The sequence below is a fragment of the Salmonella sp. A1325 genome (assembly GCF_056991255.1).
This window is the reverse complement of the sequence record NZ_JAMLWO010000004.1, coordinates 38,555-63,645: the sequence shown is the minus strand read 5'-3', so window position 1 is coordinate 63,645 and position 25,091 is coordinate 38,555. Positions and strand designations below refer to the sequence as shown.

The window sequence follows — 25,091 nt, the reverse complement described above, 5'->3', positions numbered from 1 at the left end:
GGTTTCTATCTTCAACGATTAAAATGTGACGGAATGTACAAATAAGCGATAATTTGCGCCGATATTGATATGGCTCAACATTTATTTGTCTTTTTGCAAATACCCCTAATGTGCAAATATTCACCGTTTTTAATGTTTAATTAAGGTTTCATCTGTTAATAAAGTGATAATTAATAGTGCGGATAGCAGAAGAAAATTAATTAACAGATTCTAATGGGTAAGATTTAATTGTTAATTAAAAAAGAAAGGGTTGGACGTATTGCAAAATCGCAGGCCGGATAAGAAGTAACCCGGCCTGCGTATTACCCGATTAGCGTTTTTTTCCCATTGCCGCTGCCAGCGCGTCCATCATGGCGCTGTTACCGGCTGGCTGGGCGTCACGACCGCGCGGTTTCGCCGCTTTTGATGCCGGGCGGTTGCCCTGAGCGCGATCGGCGCCGCCGCCGCGGCGAGCGGCGGTTTCGCCGGGCTGTTCGTCCAGACGCATCGTCAGCGCAATACGCTTACGTTGCAGATCCACTTCCAGCACTTTCACCTTCACGATGTCGCCAGCTTTTACCACGGTGTGTGGATCGTCGACGAACTTAGTCGACAGGGAAGAGATGTGGACCAGACCATCCTGATGAACGCCGATATCGACAAACGCGCCGAAGTTAGTGACGTTAGTGACCGCCCCTTCCAGAATCATCCCCGGTAGCAGGTCGTTCATGGTTTCAACGCCATCGGCGAATTGCGCGGTTTTAAATTCAGGACGCGGGTCGCGGCCCGGTTTTTCCAGCTCTTTGATGATATCGCTCACGGTCGGCACGCCGAATTTATCGTCGGTAAAATCAGCGGCCTTGAGGTGACGCAATTCGTTGCTGTTGCCCATCAGATCTTTTAGCGCTTGCTGCGTCGCCGCCAGAATGCGTTCGACAACCGGATAGGCTTCCGGGTGGACGGTGGAGGCATCCAGCGGGTTATCGCCGTGGTTAATACGCAGGAAGCCCGCGCACTGCTCAAACGCTTTCGGCCCCAGACGGCTCACCTTCAACAGTTGCTGGCGATTCTGGAACTGACCGTTCTCATCGCGCCAGGCGACGATGTTTTGCGCCATCATGCGCGTTAAGCCCGCGACGCGGGTCAGCAGCGGTACGGAGGCGGTATTCAAATCGACGCCGACGGCGTTTACGCAGTCTTCGACCACCGCATCCAGCTTACGCGCCAGCTGCGTCTGGCTGACATCGTGTTGATATTGGCCGACGCCGATCGATTTCGGATCGATTTTCACCAGTTCCGCCAGCGGATCCTGCAGGCGACGCGCGATAGAGACCGCGCCGCGCAGGGAGACGTCGAGATCTGGAAACTCCTGCGCCGCCAGCTCAGAAGCGGAATATACGGACGCCCCCGCTTCGCTGACGATCACTTTCTGCGCCGTCACGTTCGGGAACTGTTTCTGTACGTCGAGATAGAAGCGTTCGGTTTCACGCGAGGCCGTACCGTTGCCAATCGCGACCAGTTCGACGTGGTATTTTTCGCACAGCGCGGCGATCACGGTAGCCGCTTTGGCCGCCTGACCGGTATGCGGATAAATGGTATCCGTCGCCACCAGCTTGCCGGTGCCGTCAACGACAGCGACTTTTACGCCGGTACGCAGGCCAGGATCAAGGCCCATCGTGGCGCGCAGGCCTGCGGGGGCTGCCATCAGCAGGTCGTGCAGGTTACGGGCAAACACGTTAATCGCTTCATCTTCCGCACGTTCGCGCACGGTGCCCATCAGTTCGGTTTCGAGGTGCATTAAGACTTTGATACGCCACGTCCAGCTCACTACGCCTTTGCGCCAGCTATCCGCCGGGGCGTTATTTAGCCGCAGGCCGAGATGGTCCATGATGATTTGCTCGCAGTAGCTCTCTTTCGGCGGCTCATCAAACTGTGGGTCGGCATTGAGCGAAAGTTGCAGAATGCCTTCGTTACGACCACGGAACATGGCCAGCGCACGGTGAGACGGGACGTTAGCAATGGGCTCATGATGGTCGAAATAGTCGCGGAATTTTGCCCCTTCTTCCTCTTTGCCGTTCACGACTGTGGCGACCAGATGGGCGTTCTTCCACAGGTAATCACGCACTTTCGCCAGCAATGCGGCGTCTTCGGCAAAGCGCTCCATCAAAATGTAGCGTGCGCCGTCGAGCGCGGCTTTCGTGTCCGCCACGCCTTTGTCGCCATCAATGTACTTTGCCGCTTCCACGTCAGGATCGTGGGACGGCTCGTTCCAGAGCAGATCGGCCAGCGGCTCAAGGCCGGCTTCAATGGCGATTTGTCCACGGGTGCGGCGTTTAGGTTTATAGGGCAGGTAGAGGTCTTCGAGCTCGGTCTTACTTAACGTAGCGTTGATGGCGCCAGCCAGCTCATCGGTCAGTTTGCCTTGTTCGGAAATGGACTTGAGGATGGCCTGACGCCTGTCTTCCAGCTCACGCAGATAGCCCAGACGCGTTTCCAGGTTACGCAACTGCGTGTCATCCAGACCGCCGGTGATTTCTTTACGATAACGTGCGATAAACGGCACGGTGTTCCCTTCGTCAAGCAGGCGAACGGCAGCTTCAACCTGTCCGGCATTTGCCTGGATTTCACCCGCAATAATGCGGCAGAAAGAATCATTCATCATGGGTTAGCTTCGTCTTCAGGATAAAAATCAGGGGATAGTTATACGGATTGGCTGGCAAAAATGCCAGCCATCAGCGGGGGCTTAGGATTCTTCTTGTCTTATTTGACGTATTCGATCGCATTGACGTACCAGTTTGCTTCGCCGACAGGGGTGTTGACCACCGCCAGATCGCCCACTTCTTTTTTCAGTAGCGCCCGCGCCATCGGCGAGTCGATAGAGATGTAATCCTTACGTCCGAAAATTTCATCGTAGCCGACAATGCGGAACTTCAGCGTATCGCCGTCATCATTTTCAATTTCCACCCAGGCGCCGAAGAAGACTTTGCCCTCCTGCTGCGGGGAATAATCCACGATTTTGAGATTTTCCATGCATTTGGTCAGATATCTGACGCGTCTGTCGATCTCACGCAGGCGCTTTTTATTATACTGATAGTCGGCATTCTCGCTGCGGTCGCCCAGACTCGCAGCCCAGGTCACTTTTTTGGTGACCTCCGGGCGCTCTTCACGCCAGAGATAATTGAGCTCTTGTTTGAGTGTTTCGTACCCTTCGCGGGTGATCAGGGGCGTTTTCATCTCGTTGATTTACCTTTGCTGTCGATATTGCGCACACGGGGTATAACGTGATCGTCCCGACAGAATAAATAATGGGGTTGCCGATTAATTGTATATTTAAGCTGCTGTTAAATATGCTTTGTAACAATTTAGCCTGAAATTCATACCAGAATTTGCTGGTGACTCACGTGAGCTTTTTTAAGAATACACACTTACATTTGTTGCGAACCTTTGGGAGTACAGACAATGCAAGAGAATTATAAGATTCTGGTGGTTGATGACGATATGCGTCTGCGGGCGCTACTGGAACGTTATCTGACCGAGCAGGGCTTCCAGGTTCGAAGCGTCGCTAACGCCGAGCAGATGGATCGTCTGCTGACCCGTGAATCTTTCCATCTCATGGTACTGGATTTAATGCTGCCAGGTGAAGATGGTCTGTCGATTTGTCGTCGCCTGCGTAGTCAGAGTAATCCAATGCCGATCATTATGGTCACGGCGAAGGGTGAAGAAGTTGACCGTATCGTCGGGCTGGAAATCGGCGCCGATGACTACATTCCTAAACCGTTTAACCCGCGCGAGCTGTTGGCGCGTATCCGCGCCGTGCTACGTCGTCAGGCAAACGAACTGCCCGGCGCGCCGTCGCAGGAAGAGGCCGTTATCGCGTTCGGTAAGTTTAAACTGAACCTCGGTACGCGCGAGATGTTCCGTGAAGATGAACCGATGCCGCTGACCAGCGGGGAGTTTGCGGTACTGAAAGCGTTAGTCAGCCATCCGCGCGAGCCGCTCTCTCGCGATAAGCTGATGAATCTGGCCCGTGGCCGCGAGTATTCCGCGATGGAACGCTCCATCGACGTCCAGATCTCCCGCCTGCGCCGTATGGTGGAAGAAGATCCGGCACATCCGCGTTATATTCAGACCGTATGGGGCCTGGGCTACGTCTTCGTACCGGACGGTTCTAAAGCATGAGGCGAATGCGCTTCTCGCCGCGAAGTTCATTTGCCCGCACGCTGTTGCTCATCGTCACCTTGCTGTTCGTCAGCCTGGTGACGACCTACCTGGTGGTGCTGAACTTCGCGATTTTGCCGAGCCTCCAGCAGTTTAATAAGGTTCTGGCTTACGAAGTCCGTATGCTGATGACCGATAAGCTGCAACTGGAGGACGGCACGCAGTTAGTCGTGCCGCCTGCGTTTCGCCGGGAAATCTATCGCGAGCTGGGGATCTCTCTCTACACCAACGAAGCCGCCGAAGAGGCCGGGCTGCGTTGGGCGCAACACTACGAATTCTTAAGCCACCAGATGGCGCAGCAATTAGGCGGCCCGACGGAAGTGCGCGTTGAGGTCAACAAAAGCTCGCCCGTCGTGTGGCTCAAAACCTGGCTGTCGCCCAATATCTGGGTGCGCGTGCCGCTGACCGAGATTCATCAGGGCGATTTTTCTCCGCTTTTCCGTTACACGCTGGCGATCATGCTCCTGGCGATAGGCGGCGCGTGGCTGTTTATTCGTATACAGAATCGACCGTTAGTGGATCTTGAACATGCCGCCCTGCAGGTAGGGAAGGGAATTATTCCGCCGCCGCTGCGTGAATATGGCGCCTCTGAGGTGCGCTCTGTGACTCGGGCGTTTAACCATATGGCAGCCGGCGTGAAACAATTGGCCGATGACCGTACGCTATTGATGGCGGGCGTCAGCCACGACTTGCGCACGCCGCTGACCCGTATTCGTCTGGCGACGGAGATGATGGGCGAGGAAGACGGTTATCTCGCGGAGTCGATCAATAAAGACATCGAAGAGTGTAACGCCATTATCGAACAGTTTATTGACTATCTGCGTACCGGTCAGGAAATGCCAATGGAGATGGCGGATCTCAATTCCGTGCTGGGCGAGGTGATTGCGGCGGAAAGCGGCTATGAGCGTGAGATTAACACTGCGCTTCAGGCAGGGAGCATCCAGGTGAAAATGCACCCGCTCTCGATTAAGCGCGCGGTGGCGAATATGGTGGTCAATGCTGCCCGCTATGGCAACGGCTGGATTAAGGTCAGCAGCGGCACCGAGTCGCATCGCGCCTGGTTTCAGGTAGAAGATGACGGGCCGGGCATTAAGCCGGAGCAGCGTAAACATCTGTTCCAGCCTTTTGTGCGCGGCGACAGCGCCCGTAGCACCAGCGGCACAGGGCTGGGGCTGGCGATTGTGCAGCGCATTATCGATAACCATAACGGGATGCTGGAGATTGGCACCAGCGAGCGTGGCGGATTGTCAATTCGCGCCTGGCTACCGGTTCCTGTGGCTCGCGTCCAGGGGACGACAAAAGAGGCATAAGAAAGGGAGGTATTATCCTCCCTTTCTTCTTAACGCCGGATGACGCCGTTCAAAGCCGCCATCCGGCCTGTTCCTTACAGCTTCGGTCCGGCGCTAACCAGCGCTTCGCCTGCCGGGGTATCCGTATACTTCTCGAAGTTCTCAATGAACAGTTTCGCCAGCGCGGTGGCTTTTTCCTGCCATTGTTCCGGCGACGCGTAGGTGTTACGCGGGTCGAGAATGTGGGTATCCACGCCTGGCAGTTCAGTCGGGATCGCCAGATCGAACAGCGGCAGACGGAAGGTTTCCGCGTTATCAAGAGAACCGTTCAGAATGGCGTCAATAATCGCGCGCGTATCTTTGATGGAGATACGTTTGCCGGTGCCATTCCAGCCGGTGTTAACCAGATAAGCCTGCGCGCCTGCTGCCTGCATACGTTTCACCAGCACCTCAGCATACTGCGTCGGGTGCAGCGTCAGGAACGCGGCGCCGAAGCAGGCGGAAAAGGTGGGGGTCGGTTCGGTGACGCCGCGTTCGGTGCCGGCCAGTTTAGCGGTGAAACCCGACAGGAAGTGGTATTGCGTCTGGTTAGCGGTTAAACGGGAAACCGGCGGCAACACGCCGAAAGCATCCGCCGTCAGGAAGATAACCTTGGTGGCGTGACCTGCTTTGGACACGGGCTTAACGATGTTATCGATATGATAGATCGGGTAAGAGACGCGGGTGTTTTCGGTTTTGGAACCATCGTCGAAATCAACGCTGCCGTCTTCGCGCACAGTGACGTTTTCCAGCAGCGCATCACGGCGAATCGCATGATAAATTTCTGGCTCCGCTTCTTTCGACAGTTTGATGGTTTTGGCGTAGCAGCCGCCTTCAAAGTTGAACACGCCGTCGTCATCCCAACCGTGCTCATCATCGCCAATCAGACGACGTTTCGGGTCGGTGGACAGAGTGGTTTTTCCGGTACCGGAAAGGCCGAAGAAGACCGCGACATCGCCTTTTTCACCCACGTTGGCGGAACAGTGCATTGAGGCGATACCTTTGAGCGGCAGCAGGTAGTTCATTACCGAGAACATCCCTTTTTTCATTTCGCCGCCGTACCAGGTGCCGCCAATAAGCTGAATACGTTCAGTCAGGTTGAACGCCACGAAGTTTTCCGAGTTCAGCCCTTGCTCTTTCCACTGCGGGTTGGTGCACTTCGCGCCGTTCATGACAATAAAGTCAGGTTTGAAGCCTACCAGCTCTTCGTCCGTTGGGCGAATGAACATATTTTTAACGAAGTGGGCCTGCCAGGCGACTTCCGTAATAAAGCGCACGGAAAGACGCGTATCGGCATTTGCGCCGCAGAACGCATCAACAATGAATAAGCGTTTACCGGAAAGCTGATGCGTCACCAGACCTTTCAGGTGTTGCCAGGTTTCCTGAGAAAGCGGCTTATTATCGTTTTTACCTTTACCCTTATCGGACCACCACAGCGTATCACGCGTGGTGTCGTCGCGAACAATATACTTATCCTTAGGCGAACGACCGGTAAAAATACCGGTATCAACGGCAACAGCGCCCAGGTTAGTTAACACGCCACGCTCATAGCCTTCCAGACCAGGATTAAGTTCTTCCTGATAAAGGGTGTCGTAGCTGGGATTGTAAACGATATCCTGGACGTCGTTGATACCATAAGCCTTGAGATCTTGCGGGGTTAAATTGTTAACGCGCATATCACTGCTCCTTAGCCAATATATATTACCGAAAATAGTAAGGTTTTTTGAGGTTGGTTAACCGCGACAAGGCTCATAGATTTACGTATCTGGACAAAATCACGATTGACGAAAAACACTGTGACTCCTGTCACGCAGCGGCGGTTATTATGGCAGGAAACCTACTTTTGTTGTGGAAAATGTTCTGAAAACGTTAAAAGGAAGTGTTTTTGACCGGCATAATGTGACTGTAATCGCATTCATGTAAGAAAGTTACGTAACACCAACATTAACAATATCGATTCACCTCTCTGCGTTTTTTTCTGAATTATGCATGACGACGCCTGGCGGTGAACAGATGATGCAATAATGCGGCTTTCTCATCATTCTGGATAACGACATGGAAAGTGTAGCGCTTTCACGTACTACTCGCTGGGGTATGTTGCTCACCGGTTTGCTGCAGGGCGTCTTGTGCTACCTGCTGATGGCCTGGCTGGTACCACAAAATAGCGACTGGCTGTTCTATGGTATGCCTGCGACGATAGCGTTGTCGTCAATGCTATTGCTTACCATGGTCTCTTTTAAACAGCGCGCGCTGTGGGGCTGGCTGGGGCTGACCTTTGTGGTCGTGCTGGCAATGAGCGGCTGGCTGAAATGGCAGGTTGAGACGGTGGAGAAATGGCGCCTGGCCGAGCTCCTCTGGCTGTATGGTCTCCGGCTTGTGTTGATGGCGATGCTGGTATTACCCTGGATGCAATATCAGCTACATTCGCAAACCGGTTCGGCGCGTTATCCCCAGTTTTATATGCGGTTATGGCATAACGTACTGACATTGTTTATCGTCCTGGTCGCCAACGGACTGTTCTGGCTGGTGCTTCTGCTCTGGAGCGCGCTATTCAGGCTGGTGGGCATCCGCTTTTTCAGCACCCTCTTCTTTGAAACTGAAGCCTTTATTTATGTGACCATCGGCCTGATTACGGCGCTGGCGGTCATTCTCGCCCGCACGCAGTCGCGCCTTGTGGCGGCGGTGCAAAAGCTGCTGACGCTGATCGCGACGGGTTTACTGCCGGTGGTGTCGCTGCTGGCATTGCTGTTTATTGTGACGTTACCCTTTACCGGACTGGAGGCGATTTCTGCGCGTGTTTCCGCTGCGGGGCTGCTATCCACGCTGACGCTGATGCTGCTGCTCCTCGTGGCGATTGTCAACGAACCGCAAAAGCGCGTATTACCCTATCCGCGCGTACTACGCGGCATGATTAGCGCCTCGCTGTGCGTTGCCCCGATATATATGCTGCTGGCGGGCTGGGCGTTATGGGTACGCATTCAGCAATACGGCTGGACGCCGGATCGTCTGTATGGCGCGCTGACGGTGTCTGTCTTGCTGGTATGGTCCTTCGGTTATCTGATCGGTCTGTTACGCCGCGGACGCGACCCTGGTGAGTGGCAAGGCAAGGTGATACTGAGCGTCTCTTTGTTGACACTGGTGATATTGCTGTTGCTGGCCTCGCCTGTACTTGATGTCTGGCGTATTAGCGTCAACAGCCATATGGCGCGTTACCATAGCGGTAAAATTACTGCGGATCAGATCAGCCTGTATATGCTGGATCACAGCGGTAAACCTGGCCAGGAAGCGCTGAAATCGTTGCGGGATGACGAGGCGTTTACGCAGAACAGAAAGCGCAATCGTGAACTGATGACGTTTTTGCAGAGAAATAAGATCTCTCCGACGGCGGACGATTTAGCGCGGGTGGTGATGATTGCGCCCGGTAGCCAGAAGCCGGATGCCGCATTTTGGGCGTTTGTCAAAGAGCAGAGTTATTCGGACGATTCCTGCCTTGAACCGGATGCCTGCGTGCTGGTGAGTCAGGATCTTAACGGCGACGGTCAGCCTGAGCAGGTGCTGTATAACTTTATTGTTGCCGAGAGCCAGGTCTACGGCTTAAAAGAGGGGAAATGGACGCAGAAAGCGTTCGCCCGATTGCCGGACGGGTTTTCTAAGACGCAACTGTTGCACGCGATTGCCGGGCATCGGTTAGACTCAGCCCCCAAAGCCTGGCGCGATATCATTGTTGATGGTAAGCGGTTGGATGTGGATTACTACAACGAGTAAGCTTTTTGCCGGATGGCGGCATAAATGCCTTATCCGGCCTACGGAGCGGGATGCTGTAGGCCAGATAAGCGCAGCGCCATCAGGCAATGACGTTGCTGACTACGAGGCGATTAGTGAACCTGTGGATCGGCAGGAGAGGCGTTGTTACGGATCTCCGCGATATCCATCGCATTGAACAGATAATGATTGCCGCAGTAATCGCAGTGCATATCGATTTCGCCTTCTTCCGCCAGAATGCTGTCCACTTCTTCATCCGGCAATGTTTTCAGCGCGCCCGCGCAACGTTCGCGTGAACAGGTGCATTTGAATTCAACATCTTGCGGATCGTAGAGCGTGACTTCTTCTTCGTGATACAAACGCCACAGCACGTCATTTGCCGGTAACGTCAGCAGCTCTTCGCTTTTAATGGTTTCCGTCAACATGGCCAGATGGTCGAAATCCTCCGCCTGCGCGTTCTGTGCCGGCATCACCTGGAGCAACATTCCACCTGCCGCCGGTTTACCGTCGACATCGCCGGTACGAATAAACAGGCGCGTCGGCAACTGCTCGGAGCGCAGGAAGTAATCTTCCAGGCACGCCGCCAGAGTATCGCCTTCCAGACCCACCACGCCCTGATAGCGTTCACCCTCTTCCGGCGTAATGGTGATCACCAGATAGCCGTTGCCAACCAGCGTTTTGAGATCCGCATTGTCAGGGATGTCGCCCTGAACGCGAGCCACGCCGCGCATCTGCTGCTGATTATTGCCATTGATCACCGCCAGGCTTAACGGCCCGTCGCCCTGGAGCTGTACCGTAATGTCACCGGCAAACTTCAGCGTCGCGGTCAGCAGGCTAGTGGCGACCAGCAGTTCGGCCAGTACGGTTTTCACCGGCTGCGGGTAGGTATGATTGTCGAGGATCTGTTGCAAGGTTTCCGAAACGGTCACCAGCTCGCCGCGAACGGCAAAGTTTTCAAACAGATAACGATGTAATTGGTCATGTTGCGGCATAATCATCTCTCTTGCGGGTGACAGTTATTCGCTGTCGCCGTGTTTAAATCGTAACAGGTCGCGGCGCTCTTTCTTGTCCGGTCGCCTGTCCGGATGCGGCATGGTCAGGGCGTTAAGCTTGCGCGCCTGCGCCATTTTTTCGCGTTTTTCCACGCTTTCCGCCGTCTCTTCATACAGCGCGGCGGCTTCGCTGGCCGGACGGCGCTGTTCGGTGATGGCTTTAACGATCACCGTCCGTTCGTCATTTCCCTGACGCAGGGTAAGGGTTGCGTTCAGCTCGACGATTTTGCTCGGCTTACTGCGCTGGCCGTTGTAATGCACCTTACCGCCTTCAATCATCTCGCGGGCCAGCGCGCGGGTTTTATAAAAACGCGCGGCCCACAGCCATTTATCCAGTCTGACCTCAACGGAGGACTTTTCTTTCATGGCGTCTCCTTCACATCAGCGAGGGGATCAGACGGCGGTAGTCGTTCAGGGACGGATGGCGCGTATAGTGCTTTTCCGCCAGGCCGGAATCGGGATTCGTCACGCCAAGACAGTAGCGAATACCAAACCGGGCGGCGGCGTCGAGAATCGGTTCGCTGTCATCGATAAACAGCGTTTTCTCTGCGCTTATTCCCGTTTCCTCAGTGACAGCGCGCCATAACCGCTGATCCTCTTTGGGATAACCAAATGTGTGGGTGGAAAGTAATAAATCAAGGTGTGAGGCCAGACCGGTATGCTCCAGCTTCACCGCCAGGTTATGTGGATGCGCATTGGTGAGCAGAATCCGACGTTTCCCGCTGGCTTTTAACGCATTCAGAAACGGTACGGTATCGTCGCGCAAAACGGCGCGCGGCCCTTGCGCCGTCGTCATGGCGCAAATATCCAGACCCAGACGCTCGCTCCAGTAATCCAGACAGTACCAGTTTAGCGTATGCTGTACGGCATGATACTGCTGGCGAATATATTCCTGCGCGTCCTGCGGCGAAATACCCTGCTGCGCGCCGTAGGTTTCCGGTACCAGCTTTTGCCAGAAATAGTTATCGAACGCGAGATCGAGCAGCGTGCCGTCCATATCCAGCAAAACGGTATCCACGTTTTGCCAGTCAATATCAATATGCATGGGGAACTCCAGGGTAACGCAATTTGCGCGACAGGGTAGCATACCCTGTCGCACGGCGGCGCTATCAGATGAGATTTTCCGGAGAGACAGTTAACCTGGGATTGAGGCAGCTTTCATAGTATTCCTGGATGTCCGCCATACGGGTACGGTGGCGTTGGTAACGTCTGAACGCCTGAATGCCGTTGTAGACCGCGCTCACTATCATTGCCAGCATCAGCAGCGTGGTGCCGAGGTAACGCCACCAGCCGGATTTATCGGGGATACGATGCAGGCTGATATGCTGCGTGCCGTTGGCATCGGTATACACGCTGGTGACAATGCCCTCGGCGCTAAATGGCGTCTGCATGAGCGTTTGCGCCAGACGCTGGAAGGCGCTCCACTGTTCCTGCGCGGGATAGTCATACAGCGGCGTTGACGGCCAGGCCTGATCAACCAGTTCGCTGCCTTCATCGCTGGCGATCAGGAATCCGCCGGGAGCGGGGCTATTCAGCGACTGGGCGGCACGCGCGGTCTCGCGAGAAATAAACGGCGCCGTTGAGGTCGTGACCAGATTTTCCAGCGACTCTGCGCTTACGGGGCGTAGCAGCACGTTGACGCCGTCCAGTTTGCCGGCGTTCGCGCGTTTCACCAGCGCGTTCCAGTCCTTACTGTTACCGAGATTAACCAGCGCATTTTTCAGGCGCACGCACTCGTCTTCCGCCGCGCACAAATCAGCGGTTTTCAGAACAATATCGCCAAAGTCATCTAATAATACCATGCCCGATTTTTGGATCGCGGAGCGTAAAGATGCGCTGACGCGCGAGTCGTCTTCGGGTTTGGGATGGAGCTGACGATTTACCGCCTGGCTTAGCGCCATCGCTTTATTCACCAGGTCTGATTCCGGCAGCGGTAGCGCAGGCGCGTCATTCCAGATGATTTGCGAGCAATCGAACGGCATAAACGGTGAGTTAGACTGGCCGCTCCAGGTCGCGCCGGAATGAATATTACACATTCCTTTACCGCTCAGATGCAGCGTATCGCCCACCCGCACGCCAGCTTTTTCAAGCTGTTTTACCGTTGTCGCTTCAATGGTTTGCGCGCCTTTCATCCACGAGAGCGTGAACTTGATTGGCATATCCAGCGGGATCCAGAACAGCAGCATAAACAACACCAGCAGCGAACCGATAGCAATAACAGTGCTGCGTAACCAGTGCTGCAACGGAAAGTTTTTCACTTCATCATGCAGGGATAAAAAACGGCCCTGGCGGGCGACATGGCGATCAAGGTAAATATCAATATCCGTTTGTTGCCCAAGATCCTGCGTAATGTAGGGTTGCCAGTGGGCAGGGTAAATAAGGTCGATGATGCCCAGCGAAATATTGTTAATCTGCTCCTGATTATTCTCCCCAAACAGTCCCCAGCGGCGGGGCGTTCCCCGCAGACAGTGAATTTCCCGCAGCGCGCTTTTCGACGGCGGCGCAAAAAGTCCCCAAAGTCCGGCTGCCAGCAGCAGGATAGCGCCGCCTATCATCCACGGTACAAAAACGTCTGGCGTTATCAGACAGAAAAAGAATAACAAAAAGGAGGCGACGATTAACAACGCTTCGCGCAAGCCAGCCGGGCGGCTGAGCGCATATTCTTCGTGGGTCTCCTGACGGATATTCAACAGCTCAATCTGCTCGCTCTCTTCGCCGCGAATCGACGCCTGCGTAGAGGCCGTATTCTGTAGCGCGTAGCCGCGCGACTCCTGCATATACTCTTGCAGCGTATGGCCGTTTAAAGAGATCACCAGCGGCAGCGTATCCGTGAGGATCAGCTCAACGTTGTTTTCATCATTGATGTACTGTTCCCAGAAAGGCGGCAGATGGACTTCGACGGAGTCGAGGTAGTAGCGCCATTTATTAGGATCGTCAGTGGTAATGCCGTAGCGGGTGATGGAGTGGGTCAGTATCACGACACTGTTGCTTTCCGCGTTCAGCGTCAGCGAGATGGGCGCAGCACTGGCGCCTGTCGGCCCCGGAACTTGCTGGATCTGGCTAAGGTTATCGAGATAGTTTTCTACCGCGCTGCGCTCTTCGGGCAACAGTTTACGCGTTTGCGCGTCCTGAAAGGCGCTGATCCACGGTAAGCTCCCTCGTCTGGACTTTACCCGGAACCGCCATATTGCCAGTAGAGAGCAGGCCAGCAAAGCAGCTATAAAAATCAGAATGGTGCTCATGCTTTCCCCATCTTACTAAGTCTGTCAGGCGTGGTCAGTCGCACCCTGTCCAATAAACATTTTTCTGTGGTTGGCTATCGGCAAGCGTGGAGTTGAACTTGAGCATTGTAAAGCGCATCCCAGTGAAGGCAAATCATAGCAATACCACCAAAAACGGAATATCAGCAAATTCCTGGAGTTATTTCAACCTATTGACTTTTAATTTGAAATAAGAATTAATTTTTATTACGTTACATAAATGTAAATAAACGGCAATTCGCATTGCCGAAACCGTGCGGTATGTCGCACAATGACCACAGATTACACTGCAAAGATTCTCACAATGAGCAAATCATTACAAAAACCCACCATTCTGAAAGTGGAAACCGTCGCACAATCCCGACTGTTTAACGTAGAAAGCGTGGATCTGGAGTTCAGCAACGGCGTGCGTCGCGTGTATGAACGTATGCGACCATCAACCCGTGAGGCGGTAATGATTGTGCCGATCGTTGATGAGCATCTGATTCTTATTCGTGAGTATGCGGTGGGAACCGAATCCTATGAGCTGGGCTTCTCGAAAGGATTGATCGACCCGGGCGAGACCGTTTTTGAAGCGGCGAACCGGGAGCTCAAAGAAGAGGTCGGGTTTGGCGCGCATAACCTGACCTTCTTAAAAAAACTCAGCATGGCGCCCTCTTATTTTTCCAGCAAAATGAATATCGTGGTGGCGGAAGATCTCTATCCGGAGTCGCTGGAAGGCGACGAGCCTGAGCCATTGCCGCAGGTACGCTGGCCGCTGGCGCATTTAATGGATCTGCTGGAAGACCCCGATTTTAACGAGGCCCGCAACGTCAGCGCGCTGTTTCTGGTACGCGAGTGGTTGAAAGCGCAGGGCCGAATTGCCTGATGGCGCGGCGTTGATCAAGCCAACGGAAAGTTTGTCTCCCCGTTCGCCGTCATCCGCTAAACACAATAAAAAAGGCGCCGGAGCGCCTTTTTTGATCAGAACAGTTCGTGTGTTTCACCATTATCAATAATGGTAGTTCCCACCTCGTGTACCGCCTGTTGTGTCGGCTGCGTGCCTTCGATGAAATACTCTTCACGGCTGTTACCGCCGCTCGCCAGTTGTCCGGTACTGCGGTCGATATTCACCGTGACGATGCCCGGCGGCGGCGTTAGCGGCTGTTCCGGCACGCCTTCCAGCACGGCTTTCATATAGGCGTCCCATGCAGGTTGCGCGCTCTTCGCGCCGCCCTCATAGCCGGAGATTTGATCTTTGATCGCGCCGGAAGCGGTGGTGCGGCCTAAATCACGGCGGTGATCGTCAAAGCCGATCCATACGGAAGTGACGACGCCAGGACCATAGCCGGAGAACCATGCGTCTTTCGAGCTGTTGGTCGTACCGGTTTTGCCGCCGATATCGCGACGTTTAAGGTCGCGCGCCGCACGCCAACCGGTACCCATCCAGCCGGGTTCGCCGAAGATATTGGTGTTCAGCGCGCTTTTGATCAGAAACGCCAGCGGCGTATTGATCACATGCGGCGCGTATTCCTGCGTGCCGTTTTGCGCGACCAGCGCCTGGTTTGCCTGTTCCAGCTCAGGCATCGGTACGGCGCTGTTTTGCTGCTCTTGCGAAACCGCGACCTCTTCCACATTGGTGTTTTCCAGCACGTCGGATTTCTGCGTATTGCCGTAAATGACCGGGATATCGCACTCCGGGCAGGCGATTTTCGGTTTCGCTTCGAAGATCACGCCGCCCTGATCGTTCTCAATCTTGCTGATGAAATACGGGTCGATCAGGAAACCGCCGTTCGCCATCACCGCATAACCGCGCGCAACCTGCATCGGCGTGAAGGAGGCGGAGCCCAGCGCCAGCGATTCGGTATGCACGATATTCTGCGCCGGGAAGCCGAAGCGTTGCAGATACTCCGCCGCATAGTCGACGCCCATGGCGCGCATGGCGCGTACCATCACCACGTTTTTCGACTGCCCCAGCCCCTGGCGTAAACGAATCGGTCCGGCGTACTGCGGCGGGGAGTTTTTCGGACGCCAGTCTGAACCTGCCCCGGCGTCCCAGCGGGAAATCGGCACATCGTTGAGCATACTGGCGAGCGTCAGCCCTTTATCCATTGCGGCGGTGTAGAGGAACGGTTTGATGTTCGACCCCACCTGACGCAAAGCTTGCGTCGCGCGGTTAAATTTACTCTGATTAAAATCGAAACCGCCGACCAGCGCCAGTACCGCGCCTGTTTGCGGGTTAAGCGAAACCAGCGCGGAGTTCACTTCCGGTACCTGCGCCAGCCACCAGTCGTTATCCACCTGACGAACCCAGATTTGCTGACCTGTCTGGACGACATCGGTAACTTTACGCGGCGTCGGCCCCTGCTGTGTATCCGAGCGGTAAGGCCGCGCCCAACGCATTCCTTCCATACGTAGCGAAACGGACGTACCGTCGGCAAGCGCAGCGGTCGCCTCTTGCGGATTAGCGCTGGTGACCACGGCGGGAAGCAGCGGTCCGTAGGTCGGCAACGCTTTCAACGTATCGGTAATTTTTTTACTGTCCCACGCCGTTTCGCCCACTTTCCATAGCACATTCGCCGGGCCGCGATAACCGTGGCGCATGTCATAGTCCAGCACGTTATTACGTACCGCCTGTTGCGCGGCCTGCTGCACTTTGCGGGTGATGGTCGTGTAAATACGATAACCATCTTCGTAGGCGCTTTCGCCATAACGGTTATACATTTCCTGGCGCACCATTTCCGATAGATAAGGCGCGGAGAAGGCGATTTCCGGCGCGTGATAATTTGCGTCGATAGGTTCGCTACGGGCCTGATCGTACTGCGCCTGAGTGATATATCCCTCGCTTAACATTCGCGAAAGCACTACGTTACGGCGCGCTATCGCCCGATCCATCGAGTAGAGCGGGTTAAAGGTAGAAGGCGCTTTAGGTAGCCCGGCGATAACCGCCATTTCGCTTAGGCTAAGCTGGTCGACCGTCTTACCAAAGTAGACCTGTGCCGCCGCGCCAACGCCATAGGCGCGGTAGCCGAGATAGATCTTGTTCAGATAGAGTTCGAGGATCTCATTTTTATTCAGCAACTGCTCAATACGAATCGCCAGAAACGCTTCCTTGATCTTGCGCATCAGCGTGCGTTCGGGGCTAAGGAAGAAGTTTCGCGCCAGTTGCTGGGTAATGGTACTTGCTCCCTGCGATGCGTGACCGGAGAAGAGCGCGACGCTGGCCGCACGGAAAATACCTACCGGGTCAATGCCGTGATGCTCATAAAAGCGGCTATCTTCGGTGGCGATAAAGGCGTTGATCATTTCCGGCGGAATTTGATCGAGCGTAACGGGAATACGACGTTTTTCGCCATATTGCGCGATAAGTTCGCCATCCGCGCTGTAAACCTGCATCGGAATTTGCAAACGCACATCTTTCAATGTCGCGACGTCAGGTAGCTGTGGCTCAATATAGCGATAAAGGCCATAAATCGAGCCTGCTCCCAGCAGGATGCAACATACTGCAAGGATCAATAAATACTTTACGAACTTCACTGGAGATTTCCCATTTAGTGTCATTTGGGCAGTTTATAAACAAACGCGCGGTAGTATAAAGGCAAGCCAGACGCATTGATATACCCGTTAACGCGACGGGTGATAAGGAGATCGACCGTTATGGCTTTTAAAACCTGGCAAATAGGATTGCACATTCAGCAGCATGAAGCGCTGGCCATCGCCGTTATTCGCGGCGCATCGGACTGGTCTCTGCAACGTTGGTGGCGACTGCCGCTGATGAACGCCTCCACGGCAGAGGGTACGATTCCTGACCCGCAATCGCTGGCTCACGTACTGCGACCCTGGAGTCGTGAGCTGCCGCTGCGTCACCGTATTTATCTCTCTTTTCCCGCAAATCGGACATTGCAACGCGCTTTTCCACATCCGCCGATGCGGCTGCGGGAACGTGAGCAAATCGCATGGCTTTCACAAACGATGGCGCGTGAGCTGGATATGGATCCGGACTTATTGCGTTTCGACTTTCAGGACGATGCGTTAAGCCCCGCGTTCAACGTTACCGCCGTGCAAAGCAAAGAAATTTCAGCGCTGTTAACGCTGGCGCAAACGCTCAATGTGCGCATCGCTGCTGTAACGCCCGATGCCTGTGCGTTACAGCGCTTGCTGCCGTTTATACCTTCGGGGCGGCAATGTCTGGTCTGGCGCGATGAGAGCCAGTGGCTGTGGGCGACGCGCTATGCGTGGGGGCGTAAATCGGCGCGCGAGGCGACGACGCTGCATGACCTTGCCGCAACATTATCCGTCGTGCCGGAACATATTTCATTATGCGCCGAAGGCGAATTCGACCCCTGGCGCGCCGTTACCGTCCGCCAACCGCCGGTTCCGCCGGACGGTTATCGCTTTGCGATTGCGCTGGGTTTAGCCATGGGGGAGATACGCTGATGGCGCATTCTGTCAATTTGCTCCCCTGGCGGCGCCAACATTACGTAGCGCGTCTGCGGCTGTGGTGCGTGGTATGGGGCGCGTCCCTGCTGCTGATAGCAAGCCTCGCGACGATCGCCCGGTTGGTTTTTTGGCAGGAGGGGAGGATTAACGAGCTGCTACTGACGGCGGAAAACGGACGCACGACAGCGCTTGCGGCGAACATACCGCAGTTGCAGCAGCGTCAGCGACAGCAACAGGCGCGATTACAACGTCAGGCGCAGCGTGAACTGACGCAAGCCTGGCAATCTATCTTGATTGACCTTGCCAACCTGTTGCCAGAGCAGGCATGGCTGACAAGCCTCAATTATCAGCAAGAGACGCTAGAGCTGGAAGGGCTGGCGAGAACGTTTGACGCCCTGCTCACGCTTGAGACATCGCTTCGTCACTATGTCAGTTTTCCGCTAAACCGCACGGGCGCCACGCGGCAGGATGCGCAAGGGCGCTGGCAGTTCCATTATCAGTTAACGAGGAGCGCCGCCCGTGAACGCGCTCTTTGATATCTGGTACGGGATGTCGCGCCGTGGTCGGGTTTTTTGTTGGTGTGCAGGCGTGCTGTGCCTGACGCTGACGGTCGCGTCATCTGTGGGCTATCCCGGCTGGAAGACGTTGGATACGCAACAAACGCGGTTAAGCCAGCAGCGCGAGGCCGCCCGGCAACAGTGGCGTAATCTGCGCCGTCTGAGCATCGCGGCTGAACCGCTTTTCGGGGGCACCGTTGAAAATCCGCGTCCTTTTTCGCCGTTAGATTTCCAGGCGCCTCCCCTGAGTTTGCTGCACTGGCAGCCATCGGCGCAGGGGGGAGAAATGGCGCTGAAAACGTCCTGGGATGCGGTGCCGTCGCTGTTTGTCCGGTTGGCCGAAAGCGAGATGATCGTAAGTCGGTTTTCATTGCGTAAAGAGGGGGCGGAATTATTGATGACTCTGCAACTGGAGCGCCTGGCGAATGAAGGCTAGCCGCAGTGTATTGCTCTGTTTTTGTTTGCTGACGTTGACGGGAATGCGCGATCCCTTCCGCCCGCCGGAAGATCGCTGCCGGATAGCGGAACTCTCGCAGTGGCGGTATCAGGGCGCGGTGCGTAAAGGCGAGCGATGGACAGGCATTCTTAAAGACAGTCAGCAAAAATGGCGACGAGTGGAAGAAGGGCAGACGCTGGAAAACGGTTGGACGATTGTCCGCCTGACGGCGGAAGCCTTAACGTTAACGACCGGTAAAAATTGTGCGCCGCCGCAGTGGCGGTGGCTACGTCAGGGAGCGGACAATGAAGCGATGGATAGCCATAATACTGATAGCCTTGATGCCCGCCGTGCAGGCGGGAAAAGCGGCGAAAGTGACGCTGGTGGTTGATGACGTCCCTGTGGTGCAGGTTTTGCAGGCTTTAGCCGAGCAGGAGCGGCAGAATCTGGTGGTGTCGCCGGACGTCAGCGGGACATTATCGCTACATCTGACGGATGTGCCATGGAAACAGGCGCTACAGACGGTGGTCAATAGCGCGGGGCTGGTGCTGCGTCAGGAGGGGAATATTCTCCATGTTCATTCACAGGCCTGGCAGAAAGAACATAGTGCGCGGCAGGATGCCGAGCGGTTAAGGCTTCAGGCTAATTTACCGCTGGAAAACCGCAGCATTAGCCTGCAATACGCCGATGCCGGCGAACTGGCGAAAGCGGGCGAGAAACTCCTGAGCGCGAAGGGAACCATCATGGTAGATAAGCGCACCAACCGCCTGCTGTTGCGCGATAACCGCGCGGTCCTGGCGGAGCTGGAAAAATGGGTATCGCAAATGGATCTGCCGGTGGCGCAGGTGGAGCTGGCGGCGCATATCGTCACCATTAACGAAAAGAGTCTACGGGAACTGGGCGTAAAGTGGACGCTGGCTGACGCGACGCAAGCGGGCGCGGTGGGTGACGTGACGACGCTTTCCAGTGATTTATCCGTCGCCGCCGCCACCTCACGCGTCGGGTTTAACATCGGGCGCATTAACGGACGCTTGCTGGATCTGGAACTGTCAGCGCTGGAGCAAAAGCAGCAGTTGGATATTATCGCCAGCCCCCGGCTGCTGGCTTCCCATCTGCAGCCAGCCAGTATCAAGCAAGGCAGCGAAATTCCTTATCAGGTTTCCAGCGGCGAAAGCGGCGCGACCTCCGTTGAATTTAAAGAAGCGGTGCTGGGAATGGAGGTGACGCCCACCGTTTTGCAAAAAGGGCGCATCCGCCTGAAGTTACATATCAGCCAGAATGTTCCCGGTCAGGTACTACAACAGGCTGACGGCGAAGTGCTGGCGATAGATAAACAGGAAATTGAAACGCAGGTAGAGGTAAAAAGCGGCGAGACGCTGGCGCTGGGCGGCATTTTTTCGCGAAAAAATAAATCGGGTAGCGATAGCGTGCCGCTGTTGGGGGATATTCCCTGGCTTGGTCAGCTCTTCCGCCATGACGGCAAAGAGGACGAGCGACGCGAATTAGTGGTGTTTATCACCCCCAGACTGGTGGCGACAGAATAATTTATGCATAAAAAAGCGCTGTTTTTGCACTGAACGCATCTGCGGGATTTGACGTGCGGATGTATTTAGCATACAAGGAGTACCGATTTGAGAGTCGTGCTTTTCGTTGCTGACGCATTGATTAATGCGCTTTGCCTTGCCGAAGGTGTGCATAAGACCGATGATAAACGGCTGAATGTCCGCTGATGCAGACGTATTGGTTCTGCGGATTTCGCACAATTGTTTGAAAGTAGAGCAATTTGTAGGCCGGATATGTTGTTCTGGTCGCCATCCGGCAACGCTAACTCGGGTTTTGCAACAATCAGGCTTGGTGATTTATTCAGTTGCCAAACCCGCTTGAGTATTGAGATAATTTTCAGTCTGACTCTCGCAATATCTTATGAGGTTTCAGTTCATGTCCTGCTGCGCTGGGTGTCTGTGAAGCGGGTTTACCATTAACGAATAGTCTTAGTAGTACCGAAAAAATGGCAGAGAAACGCAATATCTTTCTGGTTGGGCCTATGGGTGCCGGAAAAAGCACTATTGGGCGCCAGTTAGCTCAACAACTCAATATGGAATTTTACGATTCTGATCAAGAGATTGAGAAACGAACCGGAGCTGATGTGGGCTGGGTCTTCGATGTTGAAGGTGAAGACGGCTTCCGTAATCGTGAAGAAAAAGTTATCAACGAATTGACGGAAAAACAGGGTATTGTGCTGGCAACCGGCGGTGGCTCTGTAAAATCGCGTGAAACGCGTAACCGTCTCTCCGCGCGTGGCGTCGTGGTCTACCTTGAAACGACCATCGAAAAACAACTGGCGCGCACGCAGCGTGATAAAAAACGCCCGCTGTTGCAGGTTGAAGCGCCGCCTCGCGAAGTTCTGGAAGCGCTGGCTAACGAACGCAATCCGCTGTACGAAGAGATTGCCGACGTCACCATTCGCACCGACGATCAAAGCGCTAAGGTTGTGGCAAACCAGATTATTCATATGCTGGAAAGCAACTAATTCAAGCAGAATACGCTGGGTAAGCGGGCACAAGTAACTAAGGTGGATGTCGCGTCATGGAGAGGATTACAGTCACTCTCGGGGAACGTAGTTACCCGATCACCATCGCGGCTGGTTTGTTTAACGAACCAGCTTCATTCTTGCCGCTGAAATCAGGCGATCAGGTCATGTTAGTGACCAACGAAACCCTGGCGCCGCTTTATCTGGACAAGGTTCGCGGCGTACTCGAACGGGCGGGCGTTAACGTAGACAGCGTGATTCTTCCTGACGGCGAGCAGTATAAGAGCCTGACGGTGCTGGATACGGTGTTTACGGCGTTACTGAAAAAACCGCATGGTCGTGATACCACGCTGGTCGCGCTTGGCGGCGGCGTGATTGGCGATCTCACCGGTTTTGCGGCGGCCAGCTACCAGCGAGGCGTACGTTTCATCCAGGTGCCAACTACCTTACTGTCGCAGGTTGATTCTTCCGTGGGCGGGAAAACCGCCGTCAACCATCCCCTTGGCAAAAACATGATTGGCGCGTTTTACCAACCCGCTTCTGTGGTTGTCGATCTTGATTGCCTGAAAACGCTTCCCGCACGCGAACTGGCATCGGGACTGGCAGAGGTGATCAAATACGGCATTATACTCGACGCAGACTTCTTCACCTGGCTTGAGGATAATCTGGATGCGCTATTGCGTCTGGACGGCCCGGCGATGGCGTACTGTATTCGTCGTTGTTGCGAGCTGAAAGCCGAAGTTGTTGCCGCCGACGAGCGTGAAGCGGGCTTACGTGCTTTACTGAATCTTGGACATACCTTTGGCCACGCCATTGAAGCGGAAATGGGATATGGCAATTGGTTACATGGTGAAGCCGTTGCCGCAGGTATAGTGATGGCTGCGCGCGCATCCGAGCGTTTGGGGCAGTTCAGTTCTGCTGATACGCAGCGCATCATCGCTCTACTCGAACGGGCCGGGTTGCCAGTCAATGGCCCTTGCGAGATGTCCGCGCAGGACTATTTGCCGCACATGCTGCGAGATAAAAAAGTGTTAGCGGGGGAGCTGCGTTTAGTGCTTCCGCTGGCCATAGGGAAAAGTGAAGTGCGCGGCGGAGTGTCGCACGAAGTCGTTCTTAGCGCGATTGCTGACTGTCAGCAGGCGTAACAACAAGAAAGGTCAGACTGATATTGCGTAGATGTCAGTCTTTTAGCTTCAGGTTATGTGCAATGTCGTAAGCATTAACCTTTGAGTGGGGTGTTAAATGGATGAATTCAAACCAGAAGACGAGCTGAAACCCGATCCCAGCGATCGTCGTACTGGTCGTTCTCGTCAATCTTCAGAACGCGATAATGAGCCGCAGATCAACTTTGATGACGTTGATCTGGATGCCGACGATCGCCGTCCGACGCGTACGCGTAAAGCGCGTAGTGAAGAACCTGAAGTTGAAGAAGAGTACGAATCCGATGAAGACGATACGGTGGACGAAGAGCGTGTTGAACGCCGTCCACGTAAGCGTAAAAAAGCGGCCCATAAGCCAGCCTCTCGTCAGTACATGATGATGGGCGTTGGTGTACTGGTGCTGCTGCTATTGATTATCGGTATCGGCTCCGCGCTGAAAGCCCCCTCAACGTCTTCCAGCGAGCCGTCGGCCTCTGGCGAAAAGAGTATCGATCTTTCCGGTAACGCCGCCGATCAGGCGAATGCGACCCAGCCTGCGCCGGGCGCCACCTCCGCAGAACAAACCGCGGGCAATACGTCGCAGAATATTTCTTTGCCGCCGATTTCTTCAACGCCGACGCAGGGACAATCGCCTGTGGTCGCTGACGGTCAGCAGCGCGTGGAAGTGCAGGGCGATCTGAATAATGCGCTGACGCAGAATCCAGAGCAGATGAACAATGTTGCGGTGAACTCTACGTTGCCGACAGAGCCTGCAACCGTCGCGCCAGTTCGCAATGGCAGCACGACGCGTCAGGCGGCGGTTAGCGAACCTGGTGAGCGTCATACCACGCGTCCGGAACGTAAACAGGCCGTCATTGAACCTAAGAAACCGCAGACCACGGCGAAAACCACCACTGCGGAACCGAAGAAACCGGTCGCGCCAGTGAAACGCACGGAACCGGCAGCGCCAGCCGCGACGCCGAAAGCGACCACCACGACGGCTGCGCCGACAGCGACGGCAAGCACTGCGCCGGTACAAACCGCGAAGCCAGCGCAAGCCTCGACAACGCCTGTCGCAGGCGGCGGGAAAAGCGCCGGCAACGTTGGCGCGTTAAAGAGCGCGCCATCCAGCCACTACACATTGCAGCTCAGTAGTTCTTCAAATTACGACAACCTGAACGGTTGGGCGAAGAAAGAGAACCTGAAAAATTATGTGGTATACGAGACGACGCGTAATGGACAACCGTGGTATGTGCTGGTAACGGGGATGTATGCTTCGAAAGAAGATGCTAAACGTGCGGTGTCCACCTTACCTGCCGATGTGCAGGCGAAAAACCCGTGGGCAAAACCGTTGCATCAGGTTCAGGCCGATCTGAAATAATCCAGGCTGTGTCCTGCAATTGCCTGTGAGTGTCGCTGACAGCTATTTTTGTTCAGGACAGGCGCGAGGGGCGCATTTGCTACCGTCAAATGCGCCGTAAAGCAACGCGGCACAGCCTAAAGCGCAGGATGCTGTCGGAGCTTTCTCCACAGCCGGAGAAGGTGTAATTAGTTAGTCAGCATGAAAAAAAATCGCGCTTTTTTGAAGTGGGCAGGGGGAAAATACCCTCTGCTTGATGATATCAAACGACATTTGCCAAAAGGCGAGTGCCTTGTCGAACCTTTTGTGGGTGCCGGATCGGTGTTTCTTAACACCGACTTTTCTCGTTATATCCTCGCCGATATCAACAGCGACCTTATTAGCCTCTATAACATCGTGAAGTTACGTACTGACGAGTACGTACAGGCTTCGCGCGAGCTGTTTATGCCTGAAACTAACCAGGCTGAGGTCTATTACCAACTCCGTGAGGAGTTCAACACCTGCCAGGACCCCTTTCGTCGGGCGGTACTGTTTTTATATCTGAACCGCTACGGTTATAACGGACTCTGTCGCTATAACTTGCGCGGGGAATTTAATGTACCGTTTGGTCGTTATAAAAGACCTTACTTCCCGGAAGCGGAGTTGTACCACTTTGCAGAAAAAGCGCAGAATGCGTTCTTTTACTGTGAGTCATACGCAGACAGTATGGCGCGTGCGGACAAGTCGTCGGTGGTCTATTGCGATCCGCCTTATGCGCCGTTGTCCGCCACGGCTAACTTCACAGCGTATCACACCAATAGTTTTAGCCTGACGCAACAAGCGCATTTGGCGGAAATCGCTGAGAATCTGGTCAGTAACCGGATACCGGTGCTCATTTCCAACCATGATACGGCGCTCACACGCGAGTGGTATCAACTCGCAAAATTGCATGTCGTCAAAGTTAGACGCAGTATAAGCAGCAACGGCGGCACACGTAAAAAGGTGGACGAACTGCTGGCTCTGTACCAACCAGGAGTCGCAACGCCTGCAAGAAAATAATTCTCAAGGAGAA

Annotated in this window: 21 protein-coding genes; 13 read left to right on the top strand and 8 right to left on the bottom strand. The window is 54.6% G+C overall.

The features are described from left to right. Positions 1-310 precede the first annotated feature (310 nt). Together NAZ64_RS09645 and greB are read right to left on the bottom strand one after the other, a co-directional pair. The gene (locus NAZ64_RS09645) at positions 311-2,641 is read right to left on the bottom strand and encodes a Tex family protein (protein ID WP_000980653.1); all 2,331 of its coding nucleotides are present in this window, start codon (positions 2,639-2,641) and stop codon (positions 311-313) included. A gap of 98 nt (positions 2,642-2,739) precedes the next feature. Continuing rightward, positions 2,740-3,213: a transcription elongation factor GreB gene (greB, locus tag NAZ64_RS09640; RefSeq protein WP_000856695.1), complete on the bottom strand. Its 474-nt coding sequence runs from the start codon at positions 3,211-3,213 to the stop codon at positions 2,740-2,742. Positions 3,214-3,438: 225 nt separating this feature from the next. Here greB and ompR point away from each other — a divergent pair, with 225 nt between their 5' ends. Continuing rightward, positions 3,439-4,158, top strand: coding sequence for an osmolarity response regulator transcription factor OmpR (gene ompR / locus NAZ64_RS09635; protein WP_001157751.1), 720 nt, complete (start codon positions 3,439-3,441; stop codon positions 4,156-4,158). Next, positions 4,155-5,507 carry a two-component system sensor histidine kinase EnvZ gene (gene envZ, locus NAZ64_RS09630; protein ID WP_001253818.1) on the top strand — a complete coding sequence of 451 codons (1,353 nt, stop codon included), beginning with the start codon at positions 4,155-4,157 and terminating at the stop codon, positions 5,505-5,507. The genes ompR and envZ overlap by 4 nt, the downstream gene beginning before the upstream one ends. Before the next feature lie 74 nt (positions 5,508-5,581). Here envZ and pckA read toward each other — a convergent pair whose 3' ends face one another. Then, entirely contained in the window at positions 5,582-7,201 is a 1,620-nt protein-coding gene (gene pckA, locus NAZ64_RS09625; RefSeq protein WP_020899320.1) for a phosphoenolpyruvate carboxykinase (ATP), read from the bottom strand. A 379-nt stretch (positions 7,202-7,580) separates the two neighbouring features. On the opposite strand from pckA, the gene NAZ64_RS09620 reads away from it, so the two are divergent. Further along, positions 7,581-9,290, top strand: a complete 1,710-nt coding sequence (locus NAZ64_RS09620; protein ID WP_483640919.1) for a DUF4153 domain-containing protein — start codon at positions 7,581-7,583, stop codon at positions 9,288-9,290. Positions 9,291-9,400: 110 nt separating this feature from the next. Here NAZ64_RS09620 and hslO read toward each other — a convergent pair whose 3' ends face one another. The 4 genes from hslO to igaA form a co-directional block, all read right to left on the bottom strand. After that, complete coding sequence (gene hslO / locus NAZ64_RS09615; RefSeq protein ID WP_001135571.1) at positions 9,401-10,279, bottom strand: Hsp33 family molecular chaperone HslO; 879 nt, start codon at positions 10,277-10,279, stop codon at positions 9,401-9,403. Between the two features lie 24 nt (positions 10,280-10,303). Next, complete coding sequence (gene hslR, locus NAZ64_RS09610; protein WP_000660719.1) at positions 10,304-10,705, bottom strand: ribosome-associated heat shock protein Hsp15; 402 nt, start codon at positions 10,703-10,705, stop codon at positions 10,304-10,306. Positions 10,706-10,715: 10 nt separating this feature from the next. Further along, complete coding sequence (yrfG, locus tag NAZ64_RS09605; protein ID WP_001520508.1) at positions 10,716-11,384, bottom strand: GMP/IMP nucleotidase; 669 nt, start codon at positions 11,382-11,384, stop codon at positions 10,716-10,718. 64 nt (positions 11,385-11,448) lie between these two features. Further along, positions 11,449-13,581 (bottom strand): intracellular growth attenuator protein IgaA, encoded by a 2,133-nt coding sequence (gene igaA, locus NAZ64_RS09600; RefSeq protein WP_000104092.1) that lies wholly within the window; start codon positions 13,579-13,581, stop codon positions 11,449-11,451. A 322-nt stretch (positions 13,582-13,903) separates the two neighbouring features. Here igaA and nudE point away from each other — a divergent pair, with 322 nt between their 5' ends. After that, positions 13,904-14,467, top strand: a complete 564-nt coding sequence (gene nudE, locus NAZ64_RS09595; RefSeq protein ID WP_000045725.1) for an ADP compounds hydrolase NudE — start codon at positions 13,904-13,906, stop codon at positions 14,465-14,467. A gap of 95 nt (positions 14,468-14,562) precedes the next feature. On the opposite strand, the gene mrcA is transcribed toward nudE, so the two are convergent. Then, a complete protein-coding gene (gene mrcA, locus NAZ64_RS09590; RefSeq protein ID WP_017441589.1) occupies positions 14,563-17,115 on the bottom strand; it encodes a peptidoglycan glycosyltransferase/peptidoglycan DD-transpeptidase MrcA in 2,553 nt (850 codons plus the stop codon). 120 nt (positions 17,116-17,235) lie between these two features. Here mrcA and NAZ64_RS09585 point away from each other — a divergent pair, with 120 nt between their 5' ends. The 9 genes from NAZ64_RS09585 (at position 17,236) to dam (ending at position 25,078) form a co-directional block, all read left to right on the top strand. Further along, entirely contained in the window at positions 17,236-18,015 is a 780-nt protein-coding gene (locus tag NAZ64_RS09585) for a DNA utilization protein HofM (protein ID WP_483640918.1), read from the top strand. Next, positions 18,015-18,554: a PilN domain-containing protein gene (locus NAZ64_RS09580; protein WP_000951385.1), complete on the top strand. Its 540-nt coding sequence runs from the start codon at positions 18,015-18,017 to the stop codon at positions 18,552-18,554. The genes NAZ64_RS09585 and NAZ64_RS09580 overlap by 1 nt, the downstream gene beginning before the upstream one ends. Further along, positions 18,538-19,011 (top strand): HofO family protein, encoded by a 474-nt coding sequence (locus tag NAZ64_RS09575; protein ID WP_220569596.1) that lies wholly within the window; start codon positions 18,538-18,540, stop codon positions 19,009-19,011. Before NAZ64_RS09580 ends, NAZ64_RS09575 begins: the two co-directional genes overlap by 17 nt. Continuing rightward, on the top strand, positions 19,001-19,402 hold the full coding sequence (locus tag NAZ64_RS09570) for a HofP DNA utilization family protein (RefSeq protein ID WP_000648140.1): 402 nt from the start codon (positions 19,001-19,003) through the stop codon (positions 19,400-19,402). The genes NAZ64_RS09575 and NAZ64_RS09570 overlap by 11 nt, the downstream gene beginning before the upstream one ends. Then, positions 19,317-20,555, top strand: coding sequence for a DNA uptake porin HofQ (hofQ, locus tag NAZ64_RS09565; RefSeq protein ID WP_076935753.1), 1,239 nt, complete (start codon positions 19,317-19,319; stop codon positions 20,553-20,555). The genes NAZ64_RS09570 and hofQ overlap by 86 nt, the downstream gene beginning before the upstream one ends. Before the next feature lie 464 nt (positions 20,556-21,019). Next, positions 21,020-21,541 (top strand): shikimate kinase AroK, encoded by a 522-nt coding sequence (gene aroK, locus NAZ64_RS09560; RefSeq protein ID WP_000818621.1) that lies wholly within the window; start codon positions 21,020-21,022, stop codon positions 21,539-21,541. A 56-nt stretch (positions 21,542-21,597) separates the two neighbouring features. Beyond that, positions 21,598-22,686 (top strand): 3-dehydroquinate synthase, encoded by a 1,089-nt coding sequence (aroB, locus tag NAZ64_RS09555; protein ID WP_000439820.1) that lies wholly within the window; start codon positions 21,598-21,600, stop codon positions 22,684-22,686. A 97-nt stretch (positions 22,687-22,783) separates the two neighbouring features. Then, positions 22,784-24,061 (top strand): cell division protein DamX, encoded by a 1,278-nt coding sequence (gene damX, locus NAZ64_RS09550; protein WP_220569597.1) that lies wholly within the window; start codon positions 22,784-22,786, stop codon positions 24,059-24,061. A gap of 180 nt (positions 24,062-24,241) precedes the next feature. After that, positions 24,242-25,078, top strand: coding sequence for an adenine-specific DNA-methyltransferase (dam, locus tag NAZ64_RS09545; RefSeq protein ID WP_000742132.1), 837 nt, complete (start codon positions 24,242-24,244; stop codon positions 25,076-25,078). Positions 25,079-25,091: the final 13 nt, after the last annotated feature.